Annotated in this window: 21 protein-coding genes and 3 pseudogenes; 9 read left to right on the top strand and 15 right to left on the bottom strand. The window is 69.0% G+C overall.

Annotated features, from left to right (window positions below):
* Window positions 1-75: 75 nt before the first annotated feature.
* Together ABZ562_RS23395 and coaA are read right to left on the bottom strand one after the other, a co-directional pair.
* Window positions 76-996, bottom strand: a complete 921-nt coding sequence (locus ABZ562_RS23395; protein ID WP_361482960.1) for a DUF389 domain-containing protein — start codon at window positions 994-996, stop codon at window positions 76-78.
* Between the two features lie 12 nt (window positions 997-1,008).
* The gene (gene coaA / locus ABZ562_RS23390) at window positions 1,009-2,025 is read right to left on the bottom strand and encodes a type I pantothenate kinase (protein WP_361482957.1); all 1,017 of its coding nucleotides are present in this window, start codon (window positions 2,023-2,025) and stop codon (window positions 1,009-1,011) included.
* 170 nt (window positions 2,026-2,195) lie between these two features.
* Here coaA and glmS point away from each other — a divergent pair, with 170 nt between their 5' ends.
* Window positions 2,196-4,043, top strand: a complete 1,848-nt coding sequence (gene glmS / locus ABZ562_RS23385) for a glutamine--fructose-6-phosphate transaminase (isomerizing) (protein WP_361482954.1) — start codon at window positions 2,196-2,198, stop codon at window positions 4,041-4,043.
* Between the two features lie 4 nt (window positions 4,044-4,047).
* Window positions 4,048-4,416, top strand: coding sequence for a holo-ACP synthase (locus tag ABZ562_RS23380; protein ID WP_361482951.1), 369 nt, complete (start codon window positions 4,048-4,050; stop codon window positions 4,414-4,416).
* A gap of 88 nt (window positions 4,417-4,504) precedes the next feature.
* Here the strand turns inward: ABZ562_RS23380 and ABZ562_RS23375 are convergent, their stop codons facing one another.
* From ABZ562_RS23375 to ABZ562_RS23360, 4 genes are read right to left on the bottom strand one after another with little or no spacing between them, the layout of a single operon-like run.
* Window positions 4,505-5,902, bottom strand: coding sequence for a hypothetical protein (locus ABZ562_RS23375; protein ID WP_361482948.1), 1,398 nt, complete (start codon window positions 5,900-5,902; stop codon window positions 4,505-4,507).
* A complete protein-coding gene (locus ABZ562_RS23370; protein ID WP_361482945.1) occupies window positions 5,899-6,879 on the bottom strand; it encodes an ornithine cyclodeaminase family protein in 981 nt (326 codons plus the stop codon). The genes ABZ562_RS23375 and ABZ562_RS23370 overlap by 4 nt, the downstream gene beginning before the upstream one ends.
* Window positions 6,876-8,132, bottom strand: coding sequence for an MFS transporter (locus ABZ562_RS23365; RefSeq protein WP_361482942.1), 1,257 nt, complete (start codon window positions 8,130-8,132; stop codon window positions 6,876-6,878). The genes ABZ562_RS23370 and ABZ562_RS23365 overlap by 4 nt, the downstream gene beginning before the upstream one ends.
* Window positions 8,129-9,139 carry an iron-containing redox enzyme family protein gene (locus ABZ562_RS23360; RefSeq protein ID WP_361482939.1) on the bottom strand — a complete coding sequence of 337 codons (1,011 nt, stop codon included), beginning with the start codon at window positions 9,137-9,139 and terminating at the stop codon, window positions 8,129-8,131. Before ABZ562_RS23360 ends, ABZ562_RS23365 begins: the two co-directional genes overlap by 4 nt.
* 392 nt (window positions 9,140-9,531) lie before the next feature.
* Here ABZ562_RS23360 and ABZ562_RS23355 point away from each other — a divergent pair.
* Window positions 9,532-9,777 (top strand): annotated as a pseudogene (locus ABZ562_RS23355) (holo-ACP synthase); the annotation flags it as partial.
* A gap of 31 nt (window positions 9,778-9,808) precedes the next feature.
* Here ABZ562_RS23355 and ABZ562_RS23350 read toward each other — a convergent pair.
* Window positions 9,809-10,228, bottom strand: a pseudogene (locus ABZ562_RS23350) (family 1 glycosylhydrolase); the annotation flags it as partial.
* 151 nt (window positions 10,229-10,379) lie between these two features.
* Window positions 10,380-11,255 carry a helix-turn-helix domain-containing protein gene (locus tag ABZ562_RS23345; protein ID WP_361482936.1) on the bottom strand — a complete coding sequence of 292 codons (876 nt, stop codon included), beginning with the start codon at window positions 11,253-11,255 and terminating at the stop codon, window positions 10,380-10,382.
* A gap of 90 nt (window positions 11,256-11,345) precedes the next feature.
* Here ABZ562_RS23345 and ABZ562_RS23340 point away from each other — a divergent pair, with 90 nt between their 5' ends.
* Window positions 11,346-12,242 (top strand): alpha/beta hydrolase, encoded by an 897-nt coding sequence (locus tag ABZ562_RS23340; RefSeq protein WP_361482934.1) that lies wholly within the window; start codon window positions 11,346-11,348, stop codon window positions 12,240-12,242.
* A 68-nt stretch (window positions 12,243-12,310) separates the two neighbouring features.
* Here the strand turns inward: ABZ562_RS23340 and ABZ562_RS23335 are convergent, their stop codons facing one another.
* The 3 genes from ABZ562_RS23335 to ABZ562_RS23325 are packed head-to-tail and all read right to left on the bottom strand — an operon-like array spanning window position 12,311 to window position 14,420.
* Window positions 12,311-12,625 (bottom strand): hypothetical protein, encoded by a 315-nt coding sequence (locus ABZ562_RS23335; protein ID WP_361482931.1) that lies wholly within the window; start codon window positions 12,623-12,625, stop codon window positions 12,311-12,313.
* A gap of 14 nt (window positions 12,626-12,639) precedes the next feature.
* Window positions 12,640-13,176, bottom strand: coding sequence for a GNAT family N-acetyltransferase (locus tag ABZ562_RS23330; RefSeq protein WP_361482928.1), 537 nt, complete (start codon window positions 13,174-13,176; stop codon window positions 12,640-12,642).
* Window positions 13,173-14,420 carry a helix-turn-helix transcriptional regulator gene (locus tag ABZ562_RS23325; RefSeq protein ID WP_361482926.1) on the bottom strand — a complete coding sequence of 416 codons (1,248 nt, stop codon included), beginning with the start codon at window positions 14,418-14,420 and terminating at the stop codon, window positions 13,173-13,175. Before ABZ562_RS23325 ends, ABZ562_RS23330 begins: the two co-directional genes overlap by 4 nt.
* A 176-nt stretch (window positions 14,421-14,596) precedes the next feature.
* Here ABZ562_RS23325 and ABZ562_RS23320 point away from each other — a divergent pair, with 176 nt between their 5' ends.
* From ABZ562_RS23320 to ABZ562_RS23305, 4 genes are read left to right on the top strand one after another with little or no spacing between them, the layout of a single operon-like run.
* Complete coding sequence (locus ABZ562_RS23320) at window positions 14,597-15,013, top strand: ATP-binding protein (RefSeq protein ID WP_361483089.1); 417 nt, start codon at window positions 14,597-14,599, stop codon at window positions 15,011-15,013.
* Window positions 15,013-15,186 (top strand): hypothetical protein, encoded by a 174-nt coding sequence (locus tag ABZ562_RS23315; RefSeq protein ID WP_361482923.1) that lies wholly within the window; start codon window positions 15,013-15,015, stop codon window positions 15,184-15,186. Before ABZ562_RS23320 ends, ABZ562_RS23315 begins: the two co-directional genes overlap by 1 nt.
* Entirely contained in the window at window positions 15,183-15,638 is a 456-nt protein-coding gene (locus ABZ562_RS23310) for a hypothetical protein (RefSeq protein ID WP_361482920.1), read from the top strand. The genes ABZ562_RS23315 and ABZ562_RS23310 overlap by 4 nt, the downstream gene beginning before the upstream one ends.
* 28 nt (window positions 15,639-15,666) lie before the next feature.
* Window positions 15,667-16,203 (top strand): radical SAM protein, encoded by a 537-nt coding sequence (locus ABZ562_RS23305; protein ID WP_361482918.1) that lies wholly within the window; start codon window positions 15,667-15,669, stop codon window positions 16,201-16,203.
* 4 nt (window positions 16,204-16,207) lie between these two features.
* Here ABZ562_RS23305 and ABZ562_RS23300 read toward each other — a convergent pair whose 3' ends face one another.
* The 3 genes from ABZ562_RS23300 to ABZ562_RS23290 all read right to left on the bottom strand — a co-directional run bounded on the left by ABZ562_RS23300 (window position 16,208) and on the right by ABZ562_RS23290 (window position 17,052).
* Window positions 16,208-16,333: a hypothetical protein gene (locus tag ABZ562_RS23300; protein ID WP_361482915.1), complete on the bottom strand. Its 126-nt coding sequence runs from the start codon at window positions 16,331-16,333 to the stop codon at window positions 16,208-16,210.
* Window positions 16,334-16,399: 66 nt separating this feature from the next.
* Window positions 16,400-16,651 carry a helix-turn-helix transcriptional regulator gene (locus ABZ562_RS23295; RefSeq protein WP_361482912.1) on the bottom strand — a complete coding sequence of 84 codons (252 nt, stop codon included), beginning with the start codon at window positions 16,649-16,651 and terminating at the stop codon, window positions 16,400-16,402.
* On the bottom strand, window positions 16,648-17,052 hold the full coding sequence (locus tag ABZ562_RS23290) for a hypothetical protein (protein ID WP_361482909.1): 405 nt from the start codon (window positions 17,050-17,052) through the stop codon (window positions 16,648-16,650). The genes ABZ562_RS23295 and ABZ562_RS23290 overlap by 4 nt, the downstream gene beginning before the upstream one ends.
* A 415-nt stretch (window positions 17,053-17,467) precedes the next feature.
* On the opposite strand from ABZ562_RS23290, the pseudogene ABZ562_RS23285 reads away from it, so the two are divergent.
* Window positions 17,468-18,019, top strand: a pseudogene (locus ABZ562_RS23285) (GNAT family N-acetyltransferase).
* Window position 18,020: 1 nt separating this feature from the next.
* On the opposite strand, the gene ABZ562_RS23280 reads toward ABZ562_RS23285, so the two are convergent.
* Window positions 18,021-19,361 carry a mucin-1 gene (locus ABZ562_RS23280; RefSeq protein WP_361482907.1) on the bottom strand — a complete coding sequence of 447 codons (1,341 nt, stop codon included), beginning with the start codon at window positions 19,359-19,361 and terminating at the stop codon, window positions 18,021-18,023.
* Window positions 19,362-19,373 lie beyond the last annotated feature (12 nt).

Below are 19,373 nucleotides of genomic sequence, written 5' to 3'. Positions count from 1 at the left end.
CCTCCGGAGACACCTCCCAGCGGTAGCCGGGGGAGTTCGAGGAGCCGGGTCCGGGGGTGAGCCCCGGTCGGGGGCTCACCCCCGCCGCGCCCACAGCCACTTCTGCGCCAGCAGCGTCAGCGTCCCCGCCACCACGATCCCCGCCAGGTTCAGCAGCAGCTGCTCGATCGACCCCACCATCTGGTCGACCTCCCCGTACCCGAGCGCCACCGCCGCGTTGGCCGCCGCCGGGACCGTCGTCACCGAGATCGCCACGCCCACCAGCGCCCCCGACTTCGCGGAGGTCAGCGACAGCGTTCCGGCGATGCCCGCCAGCACGGCGACCACGAACGAGAACATGTCCGGCTTCCAGATGAAGTCCGTGTTCGGGCGGTCCGCGTCCAGCTGGGCCTTGCTGAACAGCCCGAAGATGTCCATCAGCACGCTGAAGCCCGTCGTCAGCACCATCGCCACCGCGAACCCCACGACCAGCGCGAGGGCCGAGCGGGCGGCCAGCCGTGGGGCCCGCCGGACCAGGGCGGTGCACAGCCCGGCCAGCGGGCCGAACTCCGGGCCGACGGCCATCGCGCCGACGATCAGGACCGCGTTGTCCAGCACCACACCGCACGCCGCGATCATCGTCGCGATGGCGAGGAAGGCGAGGAAGGTCACCGACAGGGTGGACTCCTCGTGGGTGGCGTCCGCCAGGTGCTCCCACAGCACCGCGTCCGCGCCCTCCCCCGGAGCGTCCGCCTCCGCCCGGTCGGCCCGCTTCGACAGCGACAGCCCGATGTCGTCGACGGCGATCGAACCGTGCTCGTCGAGCCCGAGCGCCCGCAGCTCGCCCAGCAGCCCGTCACCGGCCTCGCGCGCCACGTCGCACAGCACCACGTCCCCGGCGGGATCGCGGGCGGCGCCGGGCAGGACGATCAGGTGGGCGGTGCCCACGGTGCCCTCCAGGAGACGGACCACCGCGTCCGTCCGGTCGGCCGGGACGATCAGCCGCAGATGCAGCACGACAGGAACTCCTCACAGTTTGCGCAGGGAGAGCCGCTGCACCTTGTGGTCCGGGCCCTTGCGGAGCACGAGCGTCGCGCGCCCCCGCGTGGGCTGCACATTCTGCTGGAGATTCGGCCGGTTGATGGTGCGCCAGATCATGCGGCCGTAGTCCAGCGCCTCCTCCTCGGAGACCTGGGTGTACTTGCGGAAGTACGAGGAGGGGTCCTGGAAGGCGGTCTGGCGCAGCTTCCGGAAGCGGTCGAGGTACCAGCGCTCGATGTCGGCGGTACGGGCGTCCACGTACACGCTGAAGTCGAAGAAGTCCGCGAGCCCGACCCGGGTCAGCCCGTCCTTGCCGGGCAGGGCGGGCTGGAGCACGTTCAGCCCCTCGACGATGAGGATGTCGGGCCGGTGCACGGTCTGCCGCTCGCCCGGCACGATGTCGTAGATCAGGTGCGAGTAGACCGGGGCCGAGACCTCCGCCCGGCCCGCCTTCACATCGGCGACGAACCGGGTCAGGGCGCGCCGGTCGTAGGACTCGGGGAACCCCTTGCGGGACATCAGCCCGCGCCGCTGCAGCTCGGCGTTGGGGTGGAGGAAGCCGTCGGTGGTGATCAGCTCCACCCGCGGATGCTCCGGCCAGCGGGCCAGCAGCGCCTGCAGCAGCCGGGCCGTGGTCGACTTGCCGACCGCGACGCTGCCCGCCACGCCGATGACGAACGGGGTGCCGGTCTGGGGGCCCTGGCCGTTCTTGGCGTCGCCGAGGAAGGTGTTCAGCGCGCCGCGCAGGCTGCCGGTGGCGGCCACGTACAGGTTGAGCAGCCGGGACAGCGGCAGGTAGACGTCCCGTACCTCGTCCAGGTCGATGACGTCGCCGAGACCGCGCAGCCGCTCGACCTCCTCGGCGGTCAGCGGCAGCGGAGTCTTCTCCCGCAGCGCGCTCCACTCTTCGCGGGAGAGGTCCACATACGGGGTCGCCTCGCCGCCCCGCCGCTGCGAGGAGCGCACGGGGCCGGTGCGCGCCTCGCGCGCGGAAGACGTGATCATCCCTTCATTGTCATGGCTGGGCCCGCCGGAGGCGCGGGCCGGGGGGCGTGGAGTCTGTCACCCCGTGCCAGGCACGCCCCCGCGACAAGCGTCCGTTATGCGGCCACATGCGAGGGTCGACGCGCGGGCGGTGGTCGGCCCCCGGACCGGTGGGTCGTACGCTGCACTGCATGTGCGGAATCGTTGGTTACGTGGGAGGGCAGTCCGCCCTCGATGTCGTCCTCGCCGGGCTCAAGCGGCTGGAGTACCGCGGCTATGACTCGGCCGGGGTCGCCGTTCTGGCCGACGGCGGGCTCGCCGCCGCCAAGAAGGCGGGCAAGCTCGCCAACCTGGAGAAGGAGCTGTCCGACCGGCCGCTGCCCAGCGGCGCCACCGGCATCGGCCACACCCGGTGGGCCACCCACGGCGGGCCGACCGACGCCAACGCCCATCCGCATCTGGACAACGCGGGCCGGGTGTCCGTCGTCCACAACGGCATCATCGAGAACTTCGCCGCCCTGCGCGCCGAGCTGGCCGACCGCGGCCATGAGCTGGCCTCCGAGACGGACACCGAGGTCGTCGCCCATCTGCTCGCCGAGTCGTTCTCGTCCTGCGGCGACCTCGCCGAGGCCATGCGCCAGGTGTGCCGCCGGCTGGAGGGCGCCTTCACCCTCGTCGCCGTGCACGCCGACGCGCCCGACGTGGTGGTCGGCGCCCGCCGCAACTCGCCGCTCGTCGTCGGCGTCGGCGAGGACGAGGCGTTCCTCGCCTCCGACGTGGCCGCGTTCATCGCCCACACCCGCGAGGCCATCGAGCTGGGCCAGGACCAGGTCGTCGAGGCCCGCCGCGACGGCGTCGTCGTCACCGACTTCGACGGTGCCCCCGCCGAGGTCCGCCCGTACCACGTGGACTGGGACGCCTCCGCCGCCGAGAAGGGCGGCTACGACTACTTCATGCTCAAGGAGATCGCCGAGCAGCCGAAGGCGGTCGCCGACACCCTCCTCGGCCGCATCGACCTGGCCGGGAACCTCTGTCTGGACGAGGTCCGCATCCCCGCCACCGTCCTGCGCGAGGTCAGCAAGGTCGTCATCGTGGCGTGCGGTACGGCGTACCACGCCGGCATGATCGCCAAGTACGCCATCGAGCACTGGACCCGCATCCCCTGCGAAACGGAGCTGGCCAGCGAGTTCCGCTACCGGGATCCCATCCTCGACCAGCGCACCCTCGTCATCGCCATCTCGCAGTCCGGCGAGACCATGGACACCCTGATGGCGCTGCGGCACGCCCGCGAGCAGGGCGCCAAGGTGCTCGCCATCTGCAACACCAACGGCTCCACCATCCCGCGCGAGTCCGACGCCGTCCTGTACACCCACGCCGGCCCCGAGGTCGCGGTCGCCTCCACCAAGGCGTTCCTCACCCAGCTGGTCGCCTGCTACCTGGTGGCGCTGTACCTGGGGCAGGTGCGCGGCACCAAGTGGGGCGACGAGATCCTCTCCGTGATCCGCGAGCTGTCCGAGATCGCCACCCAGGTGGACGAGGTCCTGGAGACCATGGAGCCCGTACGGGAGCTGGCCCGCACCCTGGCGTCCAAGAACACGGTCCTCTTCCTCGGCCGCCACGTCGGCTTCCCCGTCGCCCTGGAGGGCGCGCTCAAGCTCAAGGAACTGGCGTACATGCACGCCGAGGGCTTCGCTGCGGGCGAGCTGAAGCACGGGCCGATCGCGCTGATCGAGCAGGACGTGCCGGTCGTCGTGGTCGTGCCGTCGCCGCGCGGGCGGTCCGTCCTCCACGACAAGATCGTCTCCAACATCCAGGAGATCCGGGCGCGCGGCGCCCGCACCATCGTGATCGCCGAGCGGGGCGATGCGGCGGTCGCCCCGTACGCCGACCACCTCATCGAGATCCCGGTGACCCCCACGCTGCTCCAGCCGCTGGTGGCCACCGTGCCGCTCCAGGTCTTCGCCTGCGAGCTGGCCACGGCCCGCGGCAACGAGGTCGACCAGCCGCGCAACCTGGCCAAGTCGGTGACCGTCGAGTGACCGCGTGATCGTCGGGGTGGGCATCGACGTCGCGGAGATCGACCGCTTCGCGGCGTCGCTGGACCGTACGCCGGGGCTGGCGGCGCGCCTGTTCGTCGAGGCCGAGCTGTGCCTGCCCAGCGGTGAGCGCCGCGGCCCCGCCTCGCTGGCCGCCCGCTTCGCCGCCAAGGAGGCGGTCGCCAAGGCCCTGGGCGCCCCGGGCGGCCTGCGCTGGACGGACGCCGAGGTCTGGACCGAGCCGGGCGGCCGCCCCCGTCTGTCGGTCCACGGCACGGTCGCGGCACGCGCCGCCGAGCTGGGCGTACGGGCGTGGCACGTCTCGCTGAGCCACGACGCCGGGGTCGCGTCGGCGGTGGTGATCGCGGAGGGCTGAGGCCGGTGGGGGCGGTGGGCGGGGGTGGGGCGACCTCGCCCGCTGCCGTCCCGTCGTATCCCGGTTCGGCGCATGCCGCCAGCCCTGATCAGGGCTGAGGTCGCCCCGACCCTCCGTTTCCGGATGAGGTCGGACGCGTCGGAGAGAGGGGGCGGTATTCGGCGTACGAGCGCAGGCTGAGCCGCTCCAGCCACTTGTCTCCGGCCACGGCGTAGGCGAGCACCGGATACTGCCACGTTCGCAGGTCCGCCAGGGTCTCGTGGAGCGCCCAGAGCGTCCACAGTCGTCTGGGGTCCTCTCGGTGGTCTTCTTCGCCGGACTCCTCGTGGCGGAGTAGTTCGATCACAAGGTCACCGAGTGGCATCGTCTGCCGGCCGCCGACCAGCGGCTGGAAGATGCCGTCCACGTGGACTCGCGTCCCGCAGGAGCCGAGGGATTCCAGCCAGTCGGTGTCGAAGAACACCTGGCTGGAGCCGCTTGCGAGACCGCGGTAAGCGTGCTCACGGGCCAGGATCGTGCTCCGGTGCGCTGTCGTCCTCGGCAGTGCCATCCCGGCGATCCCTTCCAGGGCGAGGATCTTGGGGGCGATGACCTGGTCCGGGGATCGTCGTATCGCGTGGGTCAGGTCGGCGCGCGCACCGTCGGAGAGACCGACGGTGTAGTAGGGGAGTGGGTGGTCGGTGCCGATGGGCCTGCTTCCTTGGATTGCTGCCGCGGCGTTGTAGACGTCGATGGTCTCGGGGTCGCCTTGGAGGAAACGGGGCAGTAGGCGGCCTCCGTCGGGTGGGATCAGGTCGCGTGCGGCAGAAAGGACGGGGGCATCGCTGCCCACAAGTTCCAGGCCCCGGCGCAGGCACTGCTGGAAGTAGTCCAGCAGGTTTTCCTCTGGTCGGGGTTCCGGCATGAGGTGGCGGAGCCTGCGCAGTGCCGGCTCATGGTCCTGGGGACGGGCCAGGGTGCGCAGGACGGCTTCTTCGTGCTTGGTGATGGTGTCGCGCAGCCCGGTCATCGCGGTCCGCATGGGGACGGCGGTGATCGCCCGGTCCGGGCCGGTCAGACTCCACATGCCATGCTCGCGGGAGGTGTCGCGGATGAGTCGCTCGACGGTCGTGGAAACGTGCTTGGCCAGCACGGCGAGCGGCATGCGACGGTCCAGCGCCAGGTAGTCGGCGCGCGAGAGATTCGCGAAGAGCAGCCCGTCGGGGCAGAAGGCGGCCAGCGGTCGGCAGTTGGTCCACCCTTTCTTGCTCAGCACTTCCTTGCGGATGGTGCGGAAGTCTTGTTGCTCCTCCTTGCCGCGAGCGACTCCTGCGTTGTCGATGTCATCGATGACGTAGGTCCCGGCGCCACGGAACGCGAACGCGATCGCCAGGGCGATCGTCCACGGACTCTGATACAGAGCGAGTGGAGGGACCGCCGAAGGCGCCACGTCGACCAGCCGCATGTCCGCGAGGCCTGTCCGAGGAGCGGTTGTGGTCGCACTCATATGCTGCCCCCGTTCTCCGGCTGCGGATGGAACCGGAACTCGATGCCGGCCCTCTGCTGGAGGGCCGCCTGGTAGGCGGCCCAGGAGAGGGCGAGATCCTGCCAGGGCAGGCCGACCGGTGTGTAGACGGTCACCTGTTCGGCATCGGTCCTCGCGGGGGCAGTGCCTTCGATGATCTGGCCCAGGACGGCTGCGGCGTCGCCGCGCCGCAGGCCTGCCGTCCCCAGCGCACCGGACGTCATGGCCAGACCGAGGTCGTCCACGACGACTCGGGCATGTCGCAGCAACTGGGCATCGAGCTCCGCCTTACCTGGTTCGTCCGCGCCCAGCGAGGTGACGTGCGAGCCCGGCCGGACGTCAGCAAGGTGCAGCAGCGGGCGGCGGGACCACGTCGCGGTGACGATGCTGTCACAGGCGCGGGCGACCTCTCGCGCGCTGCCGACGACCGAGCAGTCGAGTCCGGCCTGCTGCCAGGCCTCGGCCATCCGGTGAGCTCGTCCGCCATCGACATCATGAATGACGACTCGTTTCACTGTGCGTAGCTGGGCCAGCCCGCGCAGGGTCATGTCCGCCTGGGCTCCAGCTCCGATGACCCCCACCGTGTGTGTCCGGGCTGGGCTCAGCAGATCAGTGGCCAAAGCTGCCGACAGCCCGGTCCGCCACGCCGTCACAAAGGCGGAGTCCAGCAGCGCGAGCAATTCCCCCGTCCGCAGGTCGTGGAGACACACGATGCCGGAGATCGCCGGTTCCGCATCGGGGAATTTCGCGTTCACCTTGACCGTGTACGCAGGGATGCCTGTCAGCAGTCCTGGCAGCAGTACGGCGATGGTCCCGGGGGACGACGGCAGACTCCGGCGTACGCGCTGCGGGGATGTCTGCGCTTCGAGGGCTGCGACAAAGCCCTGGCGCAGCGACTGCATAGCGGCCCGCGGTGTCAGCAGCTGCCGCAGTTCGCCGGCCCCGAGGAGGACTGTCATGGGGCGCCCTTTCCGGAGACCGCTCTTGTCCAGGCGTGACCGACGACCGTGACGCCCAAGGTCGTGGAGACAAGACCGGCCAGCAGCAACGCCGTGTCGACACCGAGGAACCTGCTGAGCACCACGGCCGAGACGGAGCTGCCGAGGAACGCGCCTCCGTAGGCGATGGAGCGGCATGTACCGGCAACTCGTCCCAGCAGTTCTCCGGGAACGACGGTCTGGCGCAGGGCGCGCCAGTACACGGTGTAGAGCACGGTGCCAGTAGCGAAGGCGACCTGGGCGGCTATGACGGCTCCCAGCGAGGTGAACGCTCCCAGGCCGGCTACGGCCAAACCCTGCAGAGTCACAGACAGCGCCATGACCACGAGGTAGCCGCGCGAGGGTGCCTTCCAGGAGAGGAGGAGCGCGACCACGACCGACGCCACCCCGGACAGGGCGAAAACGAGCCCTACGGTGTCAGCTCCCAGGCTCAGGCTGTGCCGCATGCGGTAGACCACCATGGGTTCATACGCGCCGAACACGAAGTTGACCACGGTACTTGTGAGGACGCCGATGCGAACGGCGGTATCGCCGGTCACGAGATACCGCAGCCCCGTGGTCAGATCGCGCCACTGGCTCGCGAGCCCTCCGTGGGCGGGTTCCACAGGGACGGTCGGAGAGGTGATGCGGTGGAGCAGCAGGTAGGCCACAGCGAAGGAGACGCTGTTGAACAGCACGGCCTGTTCGGGTGCCAGATGACTCACGGCGAATCCTGCTACCGCAGGGCCCAGCACCACACAGGCTGTCCGAGACGCCTCGGTGGCGGCATTCGCGCGGGGCAGCGTGTGGTGGGGAACGAAGTGGGGCAGCGCACTGTCGAAGCTCGCCGCGGCCACCGGCGCCATGAAGCCCAGCAGGACTGCCATGGTGGCAAGCCCCCCGACACTGACATGGGTGGCCGAGAACACCGCGTAGGCCAGCAGCAGCACCAACGCCGAGCACAGGTAACACAGCCGAAGCAGCCTGATACGGTCCTGGCGGTCCGCCAGCACGCCGCCCCAGACACCCATGAAAACCTGCGGGAGCAGGGCACAGGCGTAGACGAGGCTCATGGCAGCGGCTGTCCCACCTACCTGGTAGACGATCAGCGGGACGGCGAGAACGTAGAACTCGTCCCCGGCGACGTTGACCGTGTACGCGGTCCAAAGGCGGGCGAAGCGGCCTGCCGGAGCGGCGGCCGGCGGACGGGACATCGGGATCGGCTGGTTCGTCACAGGCTGAAGTAGTCGACCTTCAGACGAGGGATGTAGTTCGACACGTCCGAGTAGTACAGGATGATTCCGTCGTTGTACTGGTCGAACGAGTGCTTGAGATCGTGCAGGTTGTTGACCGCGCGGTGCGCCTGCTCCGCGGGAATGTACTTGCGTCCCTCCAGGGCTTCCTCGAGCAGGCCGGTGTGGTTCGCCTCGACGTCCGTCCTGACGTGAGAGACCAGGGGATCGAGGCAGTCCTTCGGGTAGCCGTAGGCCTCGGCCAGCCGCTGCAGGGTCTCGGCGCCTTCGACGGTCTCCGTGCCACGGGCCTCGAAGAGCTTCGTGCACGCCAGATACCCGAGAGTGTCCTCGCGTGCGATCTCGCAGAGGTTGTTCGTCCACGACCAGGTGCCGATGATGGGGTGGGCGTTCTCGACCTCTTCCTTGGACAGACCCATGCGGATGAGGCTGTCCCGGGCCATCCAGGCGTGATCGTATTCCTCGGCGAGGTACTCCGAGAGCAGCCTCTTCCACTGCGGGTCCGAGCAGTGGGCAATGGCCGTCGAGATGTGGCGACTCGCCGAATTGATGTAGTGGTACGTTTCCAGGATGAGGCCCAGGAATACCTCCTTGCGGTATTCCTGGTTCTCGAGTCCGGACCACAGGCGATGGTAGCCTATCTGTTCGGTCCACATGGCTGTGGACTTATCGATCTGCTTCAGGAAAACGTCGACCGGGATGTTCTCGAGGTCGGGGTTCTCCTCGCGCAGCAGGCCCTGCTCCGCGAACGCGTTGACTATCCCCAGCACATCCTCCGGAGTGACGTTCGTGATCTCCGAGATCTGCTGGACCGTGTGCCGCCCGTCCAGGTAGCGCTTGAGGTTCAGGAAGTCCTTGAGCTGCGCACCGTGTTGCTCCAGCTGGAAGTGCTGGTCGCCGACGATCATGAGCACGTCGTCCCCGCTGCTGGGGACGAAGAAGGTGCAATGCCTGAGGCGCGGACGGAATTCGAGGTCACGCTTGAGCATGCAGCAGTCCTTTCGTCGCCTAATGGAGGGGAGGCGCAAGGTGCGCCTCCCCTCCATTACTTATGGGCGTCAGCCGCAGAGAACGGCACCGGCGACCTTGCTCATCGCGGGCTTCTCGACCGGCTTGATGGTGATGGACATAAGGACCACCTCATTCTTCGGTGAAAGAAGACCGGGATTCCGGCCCGCAGAAAAGATAAATGCGGGTCGCATATTAAATCAATACCACAAAGTGGAATTGGGGGCTCCCGTGGCTTGAAATCTCCCACAGGGGGACTGTCTTCGGCCTTTTTGTGGTGATTTGCTCAGCCTTCGGTGCAGGCTCAACTCTTGTGGCCTTGGCGCAAAAATGGTGATGGCTGGCTCACGGGAACGACCGGGATGTGACCGTGCGGCGCGGTCCCGCGTCCCTCGCCGCCCGGTTCGCGGCGACGGAGGCCGTAGCCAAGGCGCTGGGCGTGCCGGGCGGTCTGCGCTGGACGGACGCCGAAGTCCGCACGGCGCCCGGCGGCCGCCCCTCGCTGGCCGTGCGCGCCACGGTCGCGGCACGGGCCGACGAGCTGGGCGTACGGGCCTGGCACGTCGCGCTGAGCCACGACGCCGGGGTGGCGTCCGCTGTGCTGATCGCGGAGGCGTGAGGCCCTCGACGCTGTCGCCCTTGCGTGGCTTTCAGCGGTCGGCCCGCGGCAGGAGCCGGGTGCGTCCGAAGGTGCCCAGCCAGGTGGCGGACGGCTTGGGAGTGCGTTCGAAGGTTTCGGCGTTCACGGCGATGAGGCCGAACGTGGGCCTGCAGGAACCCCACTCGTAGTTGTCGAGGGCGCTCCAGGCCAGGTAGCCACGGATGTCGAGGCCGTCATCCAAGACGGCGGCGACCGCGGAGAGGGCGCCGGTGTAGTAGTCGACGCGGCGGTTGTCGTCGGCGGTGGCGATGCCGTTCTCGGTGACGATCAGCGGGACATCGCCGACGAGGGCGGCGGTGTGGCGCAGGGTGTGGCCGACGGCCTCGGGGTAGTACTCCCAGCCGGTGATGGTGCGTTCGGCGTCGTCCGGGGCGGGGATCGGGCCGTCGGTGCCGATCCTCGTCCAGCTCGAACACGGCCACATCGCCTGACCATGATCACGAACCGTCGCGAGGGGTTACCGAGAAGGGCTCACTGTGCGCAGCGGTGGCTGTGGGCGCGGCGGTCGGCTGATACGTCGGCATGAACGGCCGGCTGCCGGGCGGGAGGCGGGACCGTGCTCAGGGAGTGCCGGGGAGGCCGGCGGAGCCACGTACCGGTCGCGGCGATGCGGACGGTTCCGCGGTGACGGCGGCCAGGAGGCGCAGGCCGTCGTGGGAGGGAGTGCCGGGGGCCGCGGTCAGGGTGATGAGGTGCTGGTCCGGGTCGGCCGCGTCGGTCAGCGTGGACCAGTCGAGGGCGAGTTCGCCGACCACCGGGTGTCGCAGGGCCTTGGTGCCCGCGGTCCGCACGGCCACGCGGTGGTCGCCCCACCACGCCCGGAAGTCCGGGTCCCGCACCGACAGCTCTCCCACCAGCGTCGTCAGGCGCGGATCCGCCGGGTCCCGGGCCGCCTCCATCCGCAGCTGCGCCACGCAGGCCCGCGCCATGTAGTCCCAGTCGGTGTACAGGGCCCGTACCACCGGGTCGCAGAACACCAGGCGGACGAAATTGCGCCGGTCCTCCGGGAGGAGCGCGAAGTCGGTGAACAGCGCGGCGGCCGGCGGATTCCACGCCAGGACGTCGGTGCACCGGCCAAGGACGAGGGCCGGGATGCTGGCCAGATCGTCGAGCAGGCGCCGCAACTGCGGCTGGACCCGCTGGGCGGGCCGCCGGCGCGGCCGGCCGGCATCCTTGCCCGAGAGCTCGAAGAGGTAGGCACGCTCGTCCTCGCTGAGGCGCAGCGCGCGCGCCAGGGCGTCCAGCACCGGCTCGGAGGCCCGGCGACGCCCCTGTTCCAGGCGGGTGTAGTAGTCGGGGCTGATCGACGCCAGCAGGGCGACCTCCTCCCGGCGCAAGCCCGGGACCCGCCGCCGCCCGTCGCCGGGGAGCCCGGCCGTCGCGGGGCTCAGCTCCCCGCGCCGGGCCTTGAGGAAGTCACCCAGTTCGCTGCTCATGCGATCGAGTCTCGCACCGCGGACCGGTCCGGAAGGGGGGCCGGTTCTGTCCCCTTATCCCGGCGTGTGACGCCTGCCAGGGTCGGGAGCATGAAGACGGACGTCACCTTCCTCAGCAACAACCTCACACTCGCGGGCATCCTCTTCCTGCCCGACGCACCCACCGCCGACCGGCTCCCGGCCGTCGTCGTCGGCCACCCGAGCGGCGGCGTGAAGGAGCAGACCGCGAGCGTCTACGCCGAGCGCCTGGCCCGCGAGGGCTTCGCCGCGCTGGTCTTCGACGCCGCCTACCAGGGCGAGAGCGAGGGCGAGCCGCGCGGGCTGGAGGACCCGTTCCAGCGCGCCGAGGACATCAAGTCCGCCGTCGGTTTCCTGGCCACCCGCGACGAGATCGATCCGGTCCGGATCGGCGCCCTGGGCATCTGCGCCTCCGGCGGCTACGTCCCCTACGCCGCCCAGACCGACCTGCGCATCAAGGCCGTCGCCACGGTCAGCGCGGCAGACCTGGGATCGGTGACGCGCGAGGGCCTCGGCCGCACCCAGGACCCACAGACCCTGCGCTCGATCCTGGAGCTCGCGAATGCCGCACGCACCGCGGAGGCCCGCGGCGAGGCCGTCCCCCGGCAGGAGTGGATCACCGAGGCCGTGGACGCCGAGACCTACGAGTACTACCGCACCCCACGCGGTCACCACCCCCGCGCGGTCCGGCCCTGGCCCGTCCGCAGCCTCGACCAGATCATCCAGTACGACTCCTACGCCCTGATCCACCTCATCTCGCCCCGCCCCCTGCTGATGATCATCGGATCCGACGCGAACACGGCGTACTTCAGCCGTGAAGCCATCGAGAAGGCGGCCGAGCCCAAGGAACTCTTCGTCATCGACGGCGGCACCCACATCTCCCTCTACGACAAGGACGAGCACGTCACCCCGGCCGTCGCCAGGCTCACCGCCTTCTTCGCCACCCACCTGCCGTCATCCAGGGGCTGAGGATCACGCGACGCGCATCAGCCGGCGCCCTTCTCGATCGCCTCGAAGATGTCCGCGTCCGTCTCCCGCTACCAGCCGGGAAGGTCCGGCCAGTCGGCGACGTACCCCGGCTTCGGGTCGTCGAAGTGCCGGTACATCTGCGCGGTCCAGCACGTCGCGACGAAGCGCCCTTTCTGCTCCCGCGTGAGCCGCCCCGCGTGCCCCTCGCTCACCTCAAGGAACTGCCGCACCTGCGCGTACACCGCCCCGGCAGCCGCCCGCTCCCACTCCGGGGTGTCCTCCCAGGGAGTCACATAGTCCGGCTTGGGCTCCCCGGGAAAGTGCCGCCGTACCCCCGCGATCCACGCCTCCCGGAACAGCCGGGCACCCTCGGTTTGCGACATCCTTGCTCCTTTCGTCACCGTGTCAGGCGCACCATAGCCAGCAGAACCGGCGAGTCCGGCGACGGCCGGCTCTCCCCGATGTCCTCGTATCCCCACGACTCGTACAGCCGATGGACCTTTCCCTCACCCGCCAGCGGGTTGACCATGAGCGTCACCTGCTCCTCGGACCGCCGGGCGATCAGCTCGTCATGGATGCCCCGAGAGGCTCCGGTCTTCCGCCAGGGCACACGGACCATCATTTCCTTGAGCGCCAGCGTCGGGGCCTGCGTAAGCGCCGACGCCGGCGGTGGCGTGACCCGCTTCCAATAGCGGTCACCGTGCTCGATGGTGTTGCCGTACGCGTACCCGACTGCCTCGTCCCCGTCGTAGCCGACGACCACCTCCCAGCCGGGCTCGGAGGCGTGCCGGGCCAGGCGTTCGCCGTACCGCTCGACCGAGTAGTGCGGATCGTGCAGCCGGTCGGCCCGCACTTCGGCGTAGACCGAGATCAGCGTGTCCCAGACGGGTGCCACGACACGGAAGTGCCGGAGTTCGATGGCCGCGGAGGTCACGAGGCGTCCCTTCGGCAGTCGGTGTATGCGTCCCAGGTCCTGGCAGCCTCGCTCTGGGGCGCCGTGGAACGGAGCTTGTCCCCGAACGCGTCCAGCATCCGGGTCACTCGGGGGTGGGAGCCGGTGGGGACGGTCATGGCCGTGGAGACGGCAGGCTCAAGATCGCCCTGCCCCAGCTGGGCCTGCGCCAGCCGGGCGGTGGCGATGGCACGGCTCCGCAGCAAGTGGGGGCGCAGGAGTCCGATACTGCGGTGGGCATGGGCCTCAGCCTGGGCAAAGTTCCCCAGCCCGAGGTGTGCCGTGAGGGCGAGGCTCTCGATCTCCGCCTGACCGAAGAAGGCCGTCATCCATGCCGGTCGGTCGATGCCTGGATCGGCACGGCCGAAGGCCGCCTGTGCTTGGCCGATGGCGCGCTCCACTGCCACGGCGTCGCGCGTGAGGCCGTAGATGGCGGCATGCCGCGCATGGCCCAGCGAGGCGAAGAGAGGGTCGCGGCGGGTGAGGGGAAGGCCTCGCGCCACATCGTTCGCGGCCAGGGCGTCGATGGGCCGTCCGAGATGCCGGTAGAGGCTGCCCGCGTGGGACCAGATGCGGAACTGGATGGTCAGATCGCCGGACATGGCGGCAAGGATGGACGCCCGGCCCATGTACCGCTGGGCCTCGTCGAAACGACGGCCGTCGATCGCGGCCCACAGGGCGCTGGACGTGAACGAGGCCGCGCACGCGTAGATGCTGTTGCGGACTCTCTGGCTGGTCGTGCCGCGCTGAAGCAGGGATAACGCCTCTTCGGCCAGGGCGGCCGCCTGCGTCTCGATACCGACGCGTCCGCCGTACCGATGATCCTGGGCAATGATCGCGGCGAACTTGATCTCCAGCCGTTTCACGTCACTCTGCCCTACTCGCTGGGGAGCGGCGAGCCCGGGAACGACGGCTGCGGTTGCGGTGCCCGCGGCCGAGGTCATGAAAGTACGTCGCCGCACAGGGTCCTCCTGCGGTGATGCGGTCCGTGGCGAGGTGAACCCTAAGTCTTCGACCGAACGCCCGAAGACCTTCTCCAGCGCCGCACAGGTCCGTCCGATGGGGCGCTTGGTCCTCCCATTCACCAAGTTGCGGACGGTGCGGTCCGAGACATCCCCCGGCTTCCCTGTGATCTCTTCGATGGCATCGTTCATCCGAGCTGCGAACTCGTGCTGCGTGAGACCAAGTTCGGCCATCCGCCGCTTGAGGATGACGTTGACTCCCATGAGCTGAACGTAGCCACTCGAGCACTGCGCGCACCAGACCCCGGGTAATGCGCACGCAAAGTCTTCCGGTGCGCGGTATGCGAAAAGGTGGCACTTTTGCCTGTTTTTGTCGCGTCCGCACTCGTTGACTGGTCATCAGACGACAGGCAGGCCCTCGGAGGAAAGACCCCGTGACCATGACTGCAATCAGGCCGAACGCCATCGGTGCCCCCGGCTACAGCGAAACGATGCCGTGCGAGCCGGAGTCCGCAAGTCGCGCCCGACGACTCGTCCGAGCAGCGCTGAACACCTGGGACCTCGACCCCCTCATCGAGGACGGCATGCTGATCGTTTCCGAACTGGTCGGCAACGCCGCCCGCCACAGCGGGTGCCGTCTCGTACGCGTCAGCGTCCGGCTGCACGATCGGGATCGCGTACGTCTCACCGTCACGGACAAATGCCGGCAGCTGCCCACCGCCCAGGAGCCGTGCTGCGACGACGAGTCCGGCCGCGGGCTGATGCTGGTCGATGCCATGGCGGACCGCTGGGGCACCGAGTACCGCACCTGGGGGAAGATCGTCTGGGCCGAGCTTCACGCCAAGGGTGGCGCCTGATGCCGCCGCTCGTAGCCCGCCCGACCGTCGTTCCGTTCGTCACCGCGTGGAGCGGCGAAACCCTCGGCCCGGAATCCGACCTGACCGTCCTGCTGACGCCCGGGCCGCGACTCGGCTACAAGCGCCCCGCGAGACGGATCGCGATACCGCAGGGGCTCTGTGGGCGCGGATGACCCACTTTCCCGGTACGAGCAGGCCGATCTACGACAGCATGCACGTCGCTCGGCAGCGGATGTGCATGTACGCCATGAAATGCCAGATCTGCGGGCACGTCGCCAGCCGCGACCAGGACGGCTGGCTGTTCATCAACTGGCGCAGACCATGGGACCCGCCGACATGGCCGGAAGGCTCGCTGACGGAGCAGCCGCCCTTGTGCGAGCCACATGCCCGCATGTCCGTCGAGCAGCGCTCCCATCTGGGCAGAGGTGACTACGCGGTGCTCAGGGTCCGGACTCCACGGCTGTGGGGCATCTCCGGGACCAACTACCAGCTCACGACGAGCGGATGGCGTACGCGGGACTCGAACGTCATGGTCCCGTACGGCCACGTCGGCCTCAACGCCGTCCTCGCCTCCCGGATGATCCGCGAGCTGCGCAAGGTGACGGTCATCGACCTCCCGAAATGACACCGACAGAAGAAGAAAGGACACGACTGTGGCGACCGTCGTTGCGACCCCCGCCGTGGACACCGAGTTCCTATGGCTGGACCTGACCCGGAAGTGTCAACTCTCCTGCACTCCGTGTTTCAACGCCTCGGGGCCGGGCGGAACCCACGGCACCATGACGCGCGAGGACTGGTTACGCGTCCTCGATCAGGCCACGGAATGTGGCGTGCGCCGCGTCCAGCTCATCGAGGGTGAGCCCACCCTGTACCCGGACAGCCTGCTCCTGGCCGACCGTGCGCTGTCGCTCGGCCTGGGCGTGGAGATCTACAGCAACCTGGTGCGCGTCACCGAAGCCTGGTGGGCGCTCCTCCAGCGCGACGGCATGTCCTTGGCGGCGTCGTACTACTCCGACGCTCCGGAGGAACACAACAAGGTCACCGGCCGGCCCAGCCACGCCCGTACCCTCGCGAACATCCCAAAAGCAGACAAGTATGGCGCTGCACTCGGCCCAGCATGTCGCCGCCAGTGGCCCAGCCGCGATGACCGCGGGAGCCACTCGCGGGGGTTCACGCTGATCTGCAATTGAAGGGTCAGTCTTCTTCAGTGGAGCGGTCCCGATTCTTCAGCCACGCAATACCGCCTACAACTGCGGCGGCTAGCAGCACAAGTACCACAGTGAGGGCGATTTTTGAGCCAATATCCATGGTGCCGTACACGGGCTTCTCCTCGAAGAAAATTTGCGGGCTTGTTCGACGGTTCGGTGTATGGGATACTTGATGCGCTTAACTCTCGGCGGTGCCGTCTTCCTTCCCTCGAACGCTGAGAAGGTCTCCGGGCTGGCATCCCAGTGCGTTGCAGATATGGGTCAGGGTGCTGAATCGGATAGCTTTGGCTCTGCCGTTCTTCAACACCGACAGGTTGACGTTCGTGACGCCAACTTTTTCGGCGAGCGAAGCCAACGTAATTCCGCGTTCTTTTAGAAGCCGGTCTAGGTGGACGACCACCGCGTGCCCGTCGTCTCCCTCGGCCGTCATACGAGCCCCTCGAGGTCTTCTCGCATTTTAGAGCCGACCCGGGTGATGCGGGCGAACGCCAACAGGCCGCTTCCTGTCAAGATGGCCAGATACGGCGGGTCCCAGGCTTGAATCCATGCCCCGGCGCTGAGTTCCGCGCTGCGGGAGAGGGTGTCCAGTAGCGCGGTTTGGGCGAAGGCGGCGACGGTCTGCGTGATCACGCTTCCCACCAAAAGCCACCACCCCAAGAGACGCAGCCTGGAAGCTGTCTGAGGCGTGTGGATTCCGGTGCGTGCGGCATTGCCCAGGAGCCGGTTGAGGAGAAACAGTCCGCCAATCCATGCGACCAGCGAGGTCAGGGAGCCGATGTTGGCGAGGATGCTCTGCCCGGTAGTGGCTTCCTGTGCGCAGTCAGGAGTCACCTATGGCGCGTCAACAAATCTTCACTTATCTGAGGTTCCTCTGAGCCTTGGTCGGTCGTTACGGCCCCGGTGTAGTTGAGCTTTGAAGGGCCTGGGGGCGTTTACTCGTGGATCGCGGTGGCAACTGGCCAGGTCAGACGGCCTTTGATGAACTTTCGGGTTCCTTTATTGGAAGATGAATATTCAACTGGTGTGCTCGGTGATCGTTTTTGGTTTGACCGCATTGCCCAGCGCAGGAAGGCGCGGGTGGGTTGCCGGGGAGCTGGGTGTCAGACCCCCCGAACTGACGAAGCGCCGGTTATAGGCCTTCGAGCGATCTGACATAAGCGTTGCTGCTCCTGCTGCACGACGTGATAGAGCGTATCCGCGAGGCAAAACGAGAGGGAGGACGGTGAAGATTATTGCTATTGAGCGTATGAATGGCGCGGCGGCGGGGCGGGCCGAGTAGGCCTTCACCCTTGTCTACGCCGAGGCTTTCGCGGAGCCTCCGTATGGCAAGGAGCCGGACTCGGTCGAGGTGAATTTCCGGCGGTTCCGCTCGCAGGTCCGCAAGAAGATCTTCCGGGGAGCCCTCGCCCGCACGGGCGACGGTGAGCCCGTGGGCATCGCGTACGGCTATCCGCTCAGCCCGAGCACCGGCTGGTGGGACCGGCTCATCACGCCGGTCGGTGACGAGCTGCGGCGCGAGGACGGGCGTCGGACGTTCGGGCTGATGGAGCTGGCCGTACGCGCCCCGTGGCGTCGCATGGGCGTGGCCCGTCGGCTGCATGAGGCGGCCCTTGTCGACGGCACCGAGGAACGCGTACTGCTCAACGCCCGGCCGGGTGTCGAGGCCGCGCAGGCCGCCTACCGGTCGTGGGGGTACCGCAAGGTGAGCGAGGCGCACCCGTGGGACGGGGCCGATCCGCATGACGTGATGGTTCTCGATCGGGGCGGGCGTGCTCCGGCTGCCACCAGTCGCTGTTGAGTCAACGCGCCGCCGGCCCGGGCCAGACGGCCGAGGCGTCGTCGCGGCCGGGGTCGGGCAGGTGGATCGGGCGGACGGGGATCGTGCGGGTGCGGCCTTCCGAGACCGCCGTCCACGGGGCGGGGCGCCCCGAGTAGCACAGGTCCGCCAGGACGAAGACGCCGTCGGCGTAGACCTCGACGTACTCGCCGACGGTGAGGATGCGCAGGGCCGAGGCGGGCTCGGCCAGGACGGTCTCGCCGGTCACGCCCCCGCCGGGGCCGGTGATCCAGAGGTTCTTGCCGTCGCATCCGACGGCGAGGGCGGGGCCGTCGTCGCCGGTGCGCAGGGTGACCTCGACGCGCCCGGAGAGGTCGAGGTCGCCGACCGCGTGCAGCGTCGGCTCCGTCGTCTCCTCCCGCAGCCAGGCGTCCAGGCCGGGCCACCACTCCAGGCGGGGTGCGGAACCTTCCGTTACGACCAGGGACTTGGGCTGGGCCAGCATGCCGCGGCAGCGATCGCCGGAGTCCGTGAGGCCGACCCGGCGGGGGGTGGTGTGCAGGACGACGCGGGAGCCGTCGGGGCCGGCGATGACGCGGGGGGCGTACGAGCCGGTCGGGCCGAGCGGGCCCCGCCGGGTCCACGGTCCCCGCAGCCGGGGCGCGGTCCACGCCTCGAACCCGCGCGTCGCGCCGATCGAGCCCATCAGCAGCCAGCTGCCGTCGTCGAGACGTTCGAGGACCGGGCATTCCAGCTCGTCCACGTCACCGGGTGAGACGAGCGGCGGGTGGACCGTCCAGTGCTCCAGGTCGTCCGAGGTCGCCCACGCCACGCAGCCGCTGACCTCGACGGGCAGGGAGGCGTCGGCCGCGCAGACGACCATGACCCAGCCGTCCGACTCGTCGTCGCGGACGACGAACGGGTCGCGCCAGCCCATGTGTTCACCGGTGCGGTACCAGCGGGCGTCCGCCTCGGCGACGGGGCCGGTGCCGTGGCGGCGCCAGCCCGTCCCGTCGGTGCGGTCGGAGTACGCGAGGCCCACCGCCTGGAGCGGCGTGCCGTCCGGGGTGAACCCGCTGACGCCCGTGTAGAACATCGCCATTCCGTCGCCGTGCGGGATGGGGTGCATGGTCCACACGGCCTGCTGGTCGAAGCGGCCGGGCAGGCCGTTGCCGAAGACGGGGCCCTCGGGCCGCCAGGAGATCAGATCGGTGGAAGTGGCCCTGCCGTACGAGGTCTCCATCCTCAGGTGGTCGAACTCGCTCGTCCACGGGCCCTGGAGGTGCAGCACCGCGTAGGTGCCGTCGCCGTCGCGGAGCAGGGCGAAGTCGTTCACGCAGAGGCCGGGCGGGGCGTATCGCATGCACAGTTCCTG

The sequence above is a fragment of the Streptomyces sp. NPDC019937 genome, assembly GCF_040631655.1.
Classification (GTDB): domain Bacteria; phylum Actinomycetota; class Actinomycetes; order Streptomycetales; family Streptomycetaceae; genus Streptomyces.
Note: the sequence above shows the minus strand (reverse complement) of the source record. Positions and strands in the feature narration are given on the sequence as shown.